At 37.2% G+C, this 12,230-nt stretch carries 11 protein-coding genes; 3 read left to right on the forward strand and 8 right to left on the reverse strand.

Features of this window, described 5'->3' with window-relative positions; translation table 11 throughout:
- Positions 1 to 3: 3 nt before the first annotated feature.
- Positions 4 to 354, reverse strand: coding sequence for a hypothetical protein (locus tag RNZ47_RS01630; protein ID WP_311935456.1), 351 nt, complete (start codon positions 352 to 354; stop codon positions 4 to 6).
- Positions 355 to 390: 36 nt separating this feature from the next.
- Positions 391 to 921, reverse strand: coding sequence for a GNAT family N-acetyltransferase (locus RNZ47_RS01635; protein ID WP_311935458.1), 531 nt, complete (start codon positions 919 to 921; stop codon positions 391 to 393).
- 179 nt (positions 922 to 1,100) lie between these two features.
- Here RNZ47_RS01635 and RNZ47_RS01640 point away from each other — a divergent pair, with 179 nt between their 5' ends.
- Positions 1,101 to 1,433 (forward strand): single-stranded DNA-binding protein, encoded by a 333-nt coding sequence (locus tag RNZ47_RS01640; RefSeq protein WP_311935460.1) that lies wholly within the window; start codon positions 1,101 to 1,103, stop codon positions 1,431 to 1,433.
- Positions 1,434 to 1,480: 47 nt separating this feature from the next.
- Here the strand turns inward: RNZ47_RS01640 and nadB are convergent, their stop codons facing one another.
- Genes nadB through RNZ47_RS01655 form a run of 3 tightly spaced genes read right to left on the reverse strand, consistent with a single transcriptional unit; the run spans position 1,481 to position 5,820 of the window.
- On the reverse strand, positions 1,481 to 3,037 hold the full coding sequence (nadB, locus tag RNZ47_RS01645; RefSeq protein ID WP_311935462.1) for an L-aspartate oxidase: 1,557 nt from the start codon (positions 3,035 to 3,037) through the stop codon (positions 1,481 to 1,483).
- A 5-nt stretch (positions 3,038 to 3,042) separates the two neighbouring features.
- Positions 3,043 to 3,969 (reverse strand): quinolinate synthase NadA, encoded by a 927-nt coding sequence (gene nadA / locus RNZ47_RS01650; protein WP_311935464.1) that lies wholly within the window; start codon positions 3,967 to 3,969, stop codon positions 3,043 to 3,045.
- Between the two features lie 36 nt (positions 3,970 to 4,005).
- Positions 4,006 to 5,820 (reverse strand): hypothetical protein, encoded by a 1,815-nt coding sequence (locus RNZ47_RS01655; RefSeq protein ID WP_311935466.1) that lies wholly within the window; start codon positions 5,818 to 5,820, stop codon positions 4,006 to 4,008.
- Between the two features lie 282 nt (positions 5,821 to 6,102).
- On the opposite strand from RNZ47_RS01655, the gene RNZ47_RS01660 reads away from it, so the two are divergent.
- Both RNZ47_RS01660 and RNZ47_RS01665 read left to right on the forward strand, forming a co-directional pair.
- Positions 6,103 to 8,694: a phosphoenolpyruvate carboxylase gene (locus RNZ47_RS01660; RefSeq protein WP_311935468.1), complete on the forward strand. Its 2,592-nt coding sequence runs from the start codon at positions 6,103 to 6,105 to the stop codon at positions 8,692 to 8,694.
- A gap of 47 nt (positions 8,695 to 8,741) precedes the next feature.
- On the forward strand, positions 8,742 to 9,197 hold the full coding sequence (locus tag RNZ47_RS01665; RefSeq protein ID WP_311935470.1) for a GNAT family N-acetyltransferase: 456 nt from the start codon (positions 8,742 to 8,744) through the stop codon (positions 9,195 to 9,197).
- A gap of 87 nt (positions 9,198 to 9,284) precedes the next feature.
- On the opposite strand, the gene RNZ47_RS01670 is transcribed toward RNZ47_RS01665, so the two are convergent.
- From RNZ47_RS01670 to RNZ47_RS01680, 3 genes are read right to left on the reverse strand one after another with little or no spacing between them, the layout of a single operon-like run.
- Positions 9,285 to 10,589 carry an ammonium transporter gene (locus RNZ47_RS01670; protein ID WP_311935472.1) on the reverse strand — a complete coding sequence of 435 codons (1,305 nt, stop codon included), beginning with the start codon at positions 10,587 to 10,589 and terminating at the stop codon, positions 9,285 to 9,287.
- 27 nt (positions 10,590 to 10,616) lie between these two features.
- Positions 10,617 to 10,955, reverse strand: a complete 339-nt coding sequence (locus RNZ47_RS01675; protein ID WP_311935474.1) for a P-II family nitrogen regulator — start codon at positions 10,953 to 10,955, stop codon at positions 10,617 to 10,619.
- 60 nt (positions 10,956 to 11,015) lie between these two features.
- Positions 11,016 to 12,065 carry an outer membrane beta-barrel protein gene (locus RNZ47_RS01680; protein ID WP_311935476.1) on the reverse strand — a complete coding sequence of 350 codons (1,050 nt, stop codon included), beginning with the start codon at positions 12,063 to 12,065 and terminating at the stop codon, positions 11,016 to 11,018.
- Between the last annotated feature and the right edge of the window lie 165 nt (positions 12,066 to 12,230).

The raw sequence follows: 12,230 nt of genomic DNA on the forward strand, positions 1-12,230 counted from the left end.
TTTTTATCCTTCTCTTTTTACCAAAGCATAATAATCGCCCTCTAATGGCAGATAGCCTTGGTTGTAAACAAAGTAATAAACCGTTCCTTTTTTTGTGGTGTATATACTGGTAAAGTAATTAAAATCGAATCCTTTTTCAATAAGTTTGGCGCGCGAGGTTTTGGTTTTATCTATTGGGTTTAAGGCCTCTAATATCCTATAATTTTTCCTGAGCCTATTATTGGTGTTTCTTATTAAATTTTTGTGGTCTTTATTAATATTGTTGTTATAGGCATTTCTGCACGCATCGCTACAGAATTTTTTATCAATTCTGCCTACAATTTTATCGCCACATTCGGGGCATTTCTTTTCCATCAATTTAAATTTATAATATTTTTTAATTAATGCCCTTTAAGGGCTTTCAATTTTATACCAACGCAAGTTTAGTTGTTCTTCTTCAAAATAGAAATCTTCCACATATTTCATTCCAATTTTTAAAAGTGCACGGTGCGATGCTTCATTTTCCAAATGGGTTGTCGCATACAATTCCGGTAATTTTAAAACATTAAAGGCGTAATTTACTGACGCTTTCCCAGACTCGGTGGCATAACCTTTACCCCAATATTTTGGTATAAACCTATAGCCTACATCGTAATATGTTGTATGGCCGTTCATGTTGTATTCGGTGTTTAATCGAATGCCCGACCAGCCAATAAAATTGCCCGTGTGTTTTTCAATAGCGGCAAACCTTCCAATACCGCGTTCTTTATATTGTTTAAAAACACTATCCAGTATTTTTTGAGACTCCTCAATGGTTTTAACGGGTTTGTTTCCTAAATATTTATGCACCTCCGGATTGGAGTCTAACTCGAACATACCGTTTAAATCGGTTGGTCTGAGTTCTCTTAAAATAAGTCTTTCGGTTTCTATGTTGAATGTCATATATGGCTTAAAAGTTCCCTAAATATAGTAAAATTTATCCATTTACAAACGACTACAAACATTTACAAACGAATTTAAATAAGTAATAACCGAATAACTTTTGGATGCCGTCGCATATTTGCAGTGTCGAAACATAAGACTTCGATAGTATTAACTGTTTAACACGTAAATTTAAAATTATGAACACACTTAGAAACAAAGTACAGTTGATTGGTAACTTAGGAAACGATCCGGAAATCATCAATCTTGAATCAGGAAAAACATTGGCTAAATTTAATATGGCCACAAACGAAAGCTACACCAATAATAAAGGTGAAAAAATTACAGATACCCAATGGCACAATATTGTGGCCTGGGGAAAAACGGCTCAAATAATTGAAAAATACGTAACCAAAGGAAAAGAGGTTGCCATTGAAGGGAAATTAACATCGCGTAGCTATGACGATAAAGATGGTAACAAGCGCTATATTACCGAAGTGGTTTGTAGTGAGTTATTGATGCTTGGAAAATAAACCATTTTTTGCCCAAAAAATAAGCAGGTCTCTTAAAAAAGGCCTGTTTATTTTTTTACATTATCCACATTAAAATAGCCTCCCTTATTTTCTTTTCTTTTTAAAGATTGATTAATAATTAAATGTGCCACATTAATCATGTTTCTTAATTCGCAGAGTGGTGTGGATATTTTCGAGGCTTTATAAAAATATTCAACTTCATTATATATCAAATCGAGGTGTTTTATCGCTTTTTTCAATCTGCTTTGACTACGCACTATCCCCACATAATCGCGCATTAAAGCTTGCAATTGCCGTAAATTATGCTGAATTAAAACGTGTTCTTTTGGCGTGCTTGTGCCTTCATCATCCCAATCTGGAATATTCAAATTTATAGATTTACAACTATCGTTTCTTAAATATTTAAAAATATTGTGTGCATAAACCAAAGCTTCCAATAACGAATTTGAGGCCAATCGGTTGGCGCCGTGCAAACCTGTTCTGGTACACTCGCCACAGGCAAATAAATTTGGGACAGACGTTTTTCCGTCCGTATCAACCTCAATACCACCACATAAGTAATGGGCTGCCGGCACTACGGGAATCCAATCGGTTTTAATATTAATATGATGCGCTTTACATTTTTTATATATATTAGGAAAGTGCTTTCTAAACGCCGCCATATCCAAATGCGTACCATCTAAAAACACATGGGTATCTCCCGTTTTCTTCAATTCACTATCAATACTCTGCGATACAATATCACGGGACGCCAATTCTGCCCGCTTATCGTAATTTCGCATAAAACGCTCACCTCTTCTATTACGTAAATAGGCACCAAAACCCCTAACCGCCTCGGATATTAAAAACGACGATTCGCCATCAGCCTCAAATAAAGCCGTGGGATGGAACTGCACAAATTCCATGTCCGAAATTTTAGCTTTGGCCCTGTACGCCATGGCAATGCCATCTCCAGTTGCAATTACCGGATTGGTCGTGTGCCCGTAAACCCAACCAATACCGCCGGAAGCCAACACCGTGTTATGGGCTTTTAACGTGAAAATAGTTTTGGTTTTTTGATTTAAAACATAAGCCCCGTAACAGGCATTTGCTTTAGGTTTTTTACCCGTTACATGGTGATTTGTAATTAAATCGATGGCAAAATGATGCGGTAAAATGCTAATGTTTTCAAGTTGATGCGCCCTGGTTAATAAAGCGCGCTCAATTTCTGCGCCCGTAATATCTTTATGGTGCGCCACACGGTATTCCGAGTGACCGCCTTCTTTACCTAAATCTAAATTTCCGAGCGTATCAAAATCAAAATTTGCGCCCCAAGCCATGAGTTCTTCCAAGCGTTTAGGGCCTTCTTTTACAACCATTTCAACAACAGATACAGCACAAAGTCCGTCGCCGGCATTTAAAGTGTCTTGAATGTGTTTTTGGAAAGAATCTTTTTCACGGTTTAACACAACAGCTACACCGCCTTGGGCGTATTTTGTGTTGGATTCTTCTTCGTTGGCTTTTGTGATTATGGTTACGGTTCTACCGGGAAATGCTTCTGCAATTTTAACCGAAAACGTTAAACCCGCAATACCCGAACCAATTACCAGATAATCTGTTGTCATTGTTATTATTTAGATAATTCCAACATACGCTCAATGGGCAATAAAGCACGCTCAATAATGGTTTCGTCAACTTCAATCTTTGGCGATTCGTTAAGTAAACAATCGCATAATTTTTGAAGTGTATTCATTTTCATAAAATGACATTCGCTACACGCACAGGTATTATCTTCTTTCGCCGGTGCAGGAATTAATTCCGTGTTGGGCATGGCTTCTTTCATTTTATGTAAAATACCAGCTTCGGTTGCCACAATAAATTTCTGGTCTTGATGCTGTTTTACATAATTTATCATACCTGCGGTTGAACCAATGTATGTTGCCGTTTTTAAAATATGCTCTTCGGATTCTGGATGCGCTATGATTTTATAATCGGGATATTTTTTATGAAGCTCGATTAGTTTATCCATTGAAAACGCTTCGTGCACCAAACAACTGCCATCCCAAAGCAACATATTGCGTCCTGTTTCTTTGATGATGTAAGCCCCTAAATTTTTATCGGGCGCAAAAATAATAGGCGTTTCTTTAGGGATAGATTCTACAATTTTTAAGGCGTTGGAAGAGGTGCAAACTATATCGCTTAACGCTTTAATTTCTGCCGAACAATTCACATAGGTAATCACCACATGATTGGGGTGCGCTTCGGTAAATGCTTTGAAAGCCTCTGGCGGACAGGAATCTGCCAACGAGCAACCTGCATTTAAATCGGGCAGCACCACCGTTTTTTTGGGGCTTAATATTTTAGCGGTTTCTGCCATAAAATGCACACCGGCAAACACAATAATGTCGGCATCGGTTTCGGCGGCTTTTTGCGATAGCCCTAAACTATCGCCAACATAATCTGCAATATCCTGTATTTCCGGCACTTGATAATAATGCGCAAGAATTACAGCATTCTTCTCTTTTTTTAGGCGGTGTATCTCTTTAACTAAATCCATTGTATCACCATTTAGTTCGTATTCAAAAAAATCAGACTACGCCTTAACCTTAATGGCTAAAGTCTCAATTTCTGAATAAATTGTATTTAGTGCTAATTCACTTTGGTTTAATTCATTTAAAACCGTTGATTTAAAATCTTCAAATACATGCTTTGTGTTTTGAAACAGATTTTGATAATACAAAACCCCTTCTTTCATGTTATTTGTGAACGTGAACAGGTATTTTTCTTCTTTTTTATTAAACGATACTTTAGCGTCCTCCAATTTGTTTTTCAAGAAATCAATATAAATTTGAAGCTCTTTAATAAATAAGTTGGGGCGGTCGTTTCGGGTTACCATATTGGCTCTTCCGTAAATATGATCGGTTATGTTTTTTAAACTCATAACTTTAGAATAATACGCCATATTTGGCCCGGGACAAATGGAAACACCTTCGCCTTCAACTTTGGTATCCAAATTGTATTTTAATAAGGCCGATGTCCCTAAACCAACACAAGTACAAGACTTTTCGATAATTTTATGGTATTGTTTTTCATGTGTTTCTTTGTCGAGCTGCTGTTCGTTTAAAGCCTTTATTTTTAAATATTGATACTCTCTTGATGCCGTACAAATACCGGTTTCCTTAAATTCTTTGTTAAGCGCTACAAACTTTTTAGGGCAGGAACTTCCCGGTCTTCCCTTATTAATTAAAACTTGTTTTTCAGCATCTTTGGTGTTGTCTTTAAGATTATTGAACGGCACACCCAAAGGCGAAATATCGCTTAAATACAAATCTTCTTCTTTAGCTTTTGCTAATTTTTGCAAGGTTTTGTCATCAACGGTTGTAGCCTCTGGCACGAGTAAAAAAGGAGAGCCCCAACCTATCGAGTCTAAATTATAATGGTCTATTAAAAACTCGTGTTCTTCTTTAGTACCCACACCACCTTGCGCTGTTATTTGAATAGGCAGTGCTTTGTTTGGCACCACTCGATTTTGATTTTTAAGCTCTTGATTTAAAAGTGTTTGAATATCTGTTTTTAAGGCGTCTCTTTTTTCTTTAAATTCGGCCAAAACGGGCCCTAAAAGATACCCGTCTGTGGCAAAGGCATGCCCGCCGCAATTCAAACCGGATTCAATTCTATATTCTGAAACCCACAAGCCTTTTTTGGCCAAAAATTTCCCTTGAATAAGAGCCGATCTGAAATCGCTTACTTTTAAAATAATTCTCTTTTTAAAGGTGCCGTTTTCATCTGGAAAAAAATCGTTAAACTGAGACATATAGGTATATAGTCTGGGATTCATACCTGCAGAAAGCACCACCGAGGAATTTAATTTACTATTGGCAAAACCTCGTAAAGCAGCGTGGGCATCGTTATATTCGGTCGGTAATTTTTCGTTCTTTTTATAATTGTCTTTATCAACTTTGGTCATGATATTAACATCAATACTGCCCATTGACAAATTGCTGTTTGCCCATTTTTTAATATCAGAGAAATGAAATTCTTTTGACGTTAATTTCTTAAACTCAGACTTTAGTTTCGAACCATCCGGCAGCATATTGATGTAGGCCAATAAATCGTCGCTTTTTTCGGTGGTTAACTGTTTTAACGATTCAAACTTTTTATCGGCTAAATCGCTTATCAAATTCAAATACGAGGTAATTCTTTTGGCTCTAAAATCATCTATCTTATCGGTGATTTCGCTGTAGGGCATCTTGAATTTTTCGCTGTACATTTTTCTTAATTTCTCAAGTAAAATATCATCAACTAAAGAAATTACAGAGTCCATACCGTATTGGGCCACCTTTAAAGGTGTATCTATTGTGAATCCAATTCCCATTACCGGAATGTGAAACGAGTGTGCTTTTTTCATACATCTTGCATTAATCGGCAAAGGTATTGAGTTGATAATCCACCGAATATGATAATTATCATACTTTTTTGAATTGCATTGTTTATAAAAAGAATGTCGCAGATTTTACTTCTCAAAAAATTAGCACTACCAATTATAAAGATGTAAGGATAGCTCCCGTTTTATTTAATTATTCTTAATAAGAATCGGTAGAACAATAAAAATCGATAAAACTTAAATGCACCTATGCCTTTTCGTTAAACCTTTAGTATTTTTACGGTTAATCTCAATTAGATTGCTATTATGTCTGTAGAACCAAAATTAGTTAGATTTAAGCAAAACGTACTGTCTAAATACCAAATTTACAACAGTGTATTTATGACGCTGCCTTTTGATACCGTTACAAAAACAGGAGCATTACTACCCTTATTTCATGAAACCTGTAAAAAAGGGTTTGCGCACGAAGAGGATCCCACAACCATTGTAAATTCGTTTTTTAAAAAATACCAAGCACGCCGCAATAAGCAAAGCCAAATAAATTTACTGTTCCGTTTCATTCAATACATTGAAAGGCAGGTTGTATTATTTGATGCTATTGAAGATGCCGCATTCCCGATTGTGAATAATATGGAAGGTATTGGCACTTTAAGAAACCTAAAAGAATCGGCTACGGCAGAAAACAGATTAGAAGACTTAAAAGCCTATCTCGAAGAATTTAAAGTGCGTATTGTTTTAACGGCGCATCCAACGCAATTTTACCCAGGTTCGGTTTTGGGCATTATTACTGATTTAACCGAGGCCATAAAAGACAACAACCTGACTGAAATCAATAATTTATTCGCCCAATTAGGAAAAACACCCTTTTTTAAACGCGTTAAACCCACACCGTATAACGAAGCAAAAAGCCTAATTTGGTATTTAGAGAACGTGTTTTACACCTCGTTTGGAGAAATTTACAATTACATTCAACAAAACATTTACGACGATGGCAAAAAGCACAACGAAATTATAAATATTGGATTTTGGCCCGGTGGAGACCGCGACGGAAACCCGTATGTAAAACCGAAAACAACCTTGAAAGTGGCTAAAAAATTAAAAAAAGCCATCCTTAAAAAATACTATCAAGACCTTAAAGCTTTAAGGCGCAAACTTACCTTTAAAGACGTAGAAGAGCGGATTATTAAATTAGAGACTATTTTATATAATTATAGCATCAATTTAAACACTAAAAAAACCATTTCTTCAAAAGAGCTTATCAAGGAATTATTAAGCATAAGAAATTATATTGTAAAAGAACACCAGTCGTTATACATTAGCGAAATACATAATTTAATAAACAGAATCCATTTGTTTGGATACCATTTTGCCACTTTGGATATCAGGCAAGACAGCCGAATACACAACAATGTTTTTACTACAGTTATCAATCATTTAATTGAAAAAGGAAGTGATTCGTTCCCGAAAAATTATAACGAGTTAAGTGAAGACGAGCAAATAAAAATATTATCAAAAGCGAAGCACGAAGCCATAGATATTGATGCTTTTGAAGACGAAATGGTGCGCAATACCTTAAGAACCATTGAAGCCATTGAAGATATTCAAGCAACGAACGGCGAGCGCGGAGCCAACCGTTATATAATTAGCAACAACCAAACGGCTTTAAATGTAATGCAGCTTTTCGCCATGCTTAAAATAGTTGCTTTTAAAACGCGTTTAACCGTTGATGTTGTACCGCTTTTTGAAACCATTACAGATCTGGAAAATGCACCGGCAGTTATGGAGCAGTTGTATACAAATCGGGCTTACAGAGCCCATTTAAAAAGCCGAGGCAACAAACAAACCATTATGCTTGGTTTTTCTGATGGAACAAAAGATGGTGGCTATTTAATGGCAAATTGGGGTATTTTTAAAGCCAAGGAATTGCTTACCGAAATGTCTAGAAAATACGATGTTACGGCCATATTTTTTGATGGTCGTGGTGGACCACCGGCACGAGGCGGAGGTAAAACGCATCAATTTTACTCGTCTTTAGGTCCAACTATTGAGGACAAAGAAGTACAGCTTACCATTCAAGGGCAAACCATTAGCTCTAATTTTGGCACGTTGGATTCATCGCAATATAACTTAGAGCAGCTTATCAGTTCTGGTATAGACAACAGAATTTCTGGAGGACGCAACAAACTATCTGATGACGACAGAACAGTTATGACGGATTTGGCCGAAACCAGTTATAAAACGTACAAGGATTTTAAAAGCCACCCGATGTTTATTCCGTATTTAGAGCGTATGAGCACCTTAAAATACTATGCAAAAACCAATATTGGTAGCCGCCCATCAAAACGAGGCACTTCAGATAAATTGGTATTTTCAGATTTAAGAGCCATTCCGTTTGTGGGTTCATGGAGCCAATTAAAACAAAATGTCCCGGGATTTTTTGGCGTGGGAACCGCGCTTAAAAAATATGAAGATGCCGGTGAGTTTAATAAAGTTGAAGCACTTTACAAAAACTCAAAATTCTTTAAAACCTTATTGGAAAACAGTATGATGTCTTTAACAAAATCGTTTTTCGATTTAACAAAATACATGTCTAATGACGAAGAATTTGGCGATTTCTGGAATATCATTCACGATGAATACACAATTACCAAACGATTGCTTTTAAAGCTTACTGGTTATGCCGAATTAATGGAAAACGAACCCACAGGAAAAGCCTCAATCGAGGTTAGGGAATCTATTGTTTTGCCATTACTGACCATACAACAGTATGCACTTAAAAAAATTCAAGAACTGGAAAAAGCCGGGGTTAGCGATGATGATGAAGAAAAGAAAATCTATGAAAAAATAGTAACCCGATCGTTGTTCGGGAATATTAATGCGAGTAGGAATTCGGCTTAAATTGGTTTTCCGTTTTTATCTTAAAACAACTGAACAGCAACAGTTAAATGGTATTTAGAAAAGCAACCATAGAAGATGTTCCGAAAATTGTGGAAATGATTGCTGATGACGACCTTGGCAAAACGAGAGAACAATTTAAAATACCACTTCCGAAAGCATATTTAGATGCTTTTGAAAAAATAAATGCTGATGAAAATCAAGAGCTCATTGTTGTTGAAGATGAACATCGAGACGTTATTGGCACTTTGCAATTAACGTTTATTCCGTACCTAACTTACCGCGGTGGCATAAGGGCACAAATTGAAGCGGTAAGAATTAGAAAGGACAAAAGAGGCATTGGCCTAGGAAAAACCATGTTTAAATGGGCCATTAACAAAGCTAAAGAACGAAACGCGCATTTACTGCAATTAACGACCGATAAAAAAAGACCCGATGCCATTAAGTTTTATGAAGACTTGGGTTTTAAAGCGTCGCACGAAGGGATGAAATTACACTTTCGTTAAAAAACACATTGCATTTAATCCTATAAAAAAAGGGTGCTTTAAACAAAGTAAAGCACCCTTTTTATTCAAATTAAACTCATCTTATGTTTAATGCTCATTCAATCTAAAATCCGGATAAGCATCCATACCGTGTTCGTGAGAATCCAAACCTTCAACTTCCTCAAGCTCAGAAACCCTGATACCCATTGTTTTCTTCAACACAAAAACAATCAAAAACGTAGAGATGGTACAAATGGCCGCATAAGCCAGTACACCATATAATTGAGGTAAAAATGATAATGCATTTGCAGCTTCAGAGATCGTTGCAACCACTTCGCCATTGGCGTTTAAAAAATCACCTGCATCATTGGTAACGGCACTAAACCCGAACATACCAACGGCCAGCGTTCCCCAAATACCGCAAATTAAATGTACGGCAATGGCTCCAACAGGGTCATCTAACTTTAACCTGTCAATACAACCAACCGCAAAAACAATAAGCACACCCGATACGGCTCCTATTATTATGGCCGCTGTTGGCGACATCACGTCTGCCCCAGCGGTAATACCCACAAGGCCTCCAAGAATACCATTTAAGAACATGGTTAAATCTAAGTTTTTGTAAACTACTGTTGAGGCAATGGCAGCTACAACCCCACCACTTGCTGCGGCTAAACATGTGGTAACCAAAACCAAGGATGTTAATCCCGGATCTGCAGAAAGTACAGAACCGCCATTAAAACCAAACCAACCTAACCAAAGGATTAATACACCAGCCGTAGCCAAAGGAATATTATGCCCTGGAATGGCCTGTATTTTTCCGTTTTTGAATTTACCTATTCTAGCGCCCAATAAACATACAGCCACCAATGCGCCCCAGCCACCAACGGAGTGCACTAAAGTAGACCCTGCGAAATCGTAAAAGCCCAATTGATCCAAAAAGCCGCCGCCCCATTTCCATGAACCCGCAATAGGATAAACAAACCCTACATAAATTACAGCGAATATCATAAACGCCCCAATCTTCATGCGTTCTGCCACGGCTCCCGAAACTATGGTCGCTGCCGTTGCCGCAAACATGCCTTGAAATAAAAAGTCGGTCCAATAGGTGTAGCCTTCGTTATATGTGAGGTCCAAGGTTCCGGCATTGGTTAGTGGCGAATCCAACCCAAATCCGGCAAATCCAAATACGCCCCAATCATCGGGCCCAAACCCTGGATACGTTAAGTTAAACCCAACCAGAGCGTATAAAAGCAAGCCAACGGTAATAATAAAAATGTTTTTAAAAAGAATGTTTAATGTGTTTTTTTGTCTCGTTAATCCTATTTCCAAAAGCGCAAAACCCATGTGCATAAAGAAAACGAGTGCCGTACAGATCATCATCCATACATTGTTTGTAGTAAGTAATTCCATAATATTTTAATGTTTAAATGATGCTGATTATCTTAAGGTATCTCCGCCTTTTTTTCCTGTTCGTATTCTGTAACACTCCTGGACATCGGAAACAAATATTTTCCCATCTCCAACATCACCTGTTCGTGCTACTCTTAAAATGGTCTGTACGGTTATTTCCTCAAAATCGTCGTTAACTACAATGGATAAGTACCTGCGCTGAATATCGCTCGTGCTATAGGACACCCCTCTGTAAACATGACCTTCTTTTTCGTTTCCCAATCCGGTTACATCCCAGTAAGAGAAAAAATTTACGCCTACCTCGTGCAACGCATCTCGAACTTCGCTGTACTTGGATTTTCTAATAATTGCTTCAACTTTTTTCATGATTATATATTTGTTTTTTTTCATTTCCTCGTAAGAGGAAATCTCATATTATTTATTATTTTAGAATGAATAGATGGCTGCCAATACTAAAGAACCCAAGCTTTTTGATGGCATTAGGTCATTATCCCAAAAGGCCCCTTCTTCACTAGTAGAATCCAATCTTATTTCTGGTTTTATGGTTAAGTTTTCAATGGCATAGCTGCCTGTTAACGTAAGTGCAAATACCGAACCGTCTCCATTGGCATCATACGCTCCGATACCTCCTGCGCCAAAATCAGATTCAGAAAAATACTCAGCTCTTAAACCAGCGGTAAAGCTTTCACTTATTGAATATTGCGGATATATTGCTCCACCTGTAAATGAACCGCCATTATCTTCGTAACTTAAATGTGCAGCATTAATTCCTAAGAAGAAAGTATCAGATAAATCAAATCCGCCAGTGAAATCAATTTCAAAGAAAGAGGGATCTACCAATACATTAAGGAACTGCCCTGAATATCCTAATTGTGCGCCAAATGCGTAATCGCCGGTTGGATTGAATTCAGTTATATCAGTATCATTCATAACGCCCAACATTAAGCTAAAATCTTCAGATAAAGTAAAGTCGGCTTTCAGCCCTGTATGGGTAAACGGCCCATTGGAGAACAGGTAAGACGTGCTATAGTTAAAGTTAACAACTGGCGAAATAACCTCATAGCCTAAAAAAGTATTGAAATTACCTATGGTGAGTTTTACGGATTCACTCACATTCCAATAAGCATATAATTGCGCCACGATGTTACCCGTGCCAATTTCCTCATTTCCCACAGGGTACATTGGAGAGTTAAATATGGCGTCCGTCCCTCTTGGACCAAACATTAAATCGGCAACAAAACCTGTTTTTTTACCTTCATAACTAGCAACAAGGTTTACCATACCTAAGGCAAAACCAGGCAAATTAGCAAATGAAGACCCCGGCGCAACATGGTTTTCATCGTTTGGTGCCGTAAAGTTGGCTCTATAATAGGCATCAACACTACCGCTAAAGTTAAACTTTGGAGCCGGTGCTTCTTCTTGAGCAAACATCGCGGTTGCCACAAAAAACATTAAAAGGGTCGTAATTTTTTTCATAAGTTTCAATTTTAGTTATTCGTTCTATTATTTTTTTTTAGAACAGGTCAAAACTATTTAAAAAATATTTTACCCCCATAAAAAATAGGGTTAACTAATTCATTTTTATTAATATTTACATTTCAACCCTATTTTTTTATGGGTATGAAGATTTGAATTTGATTT

Origin of the sequence: Hwangdonia seohaensis (genome assembly GCF_031932625.1) — a bacterium.
GTDB classification, from domain to species: Bacteria; Bacteroidota; Bacteroidia; order Flavobacteriales; family Flavobacteriaceae; genus Hwangdonia; species Hwangdonia seohaensis.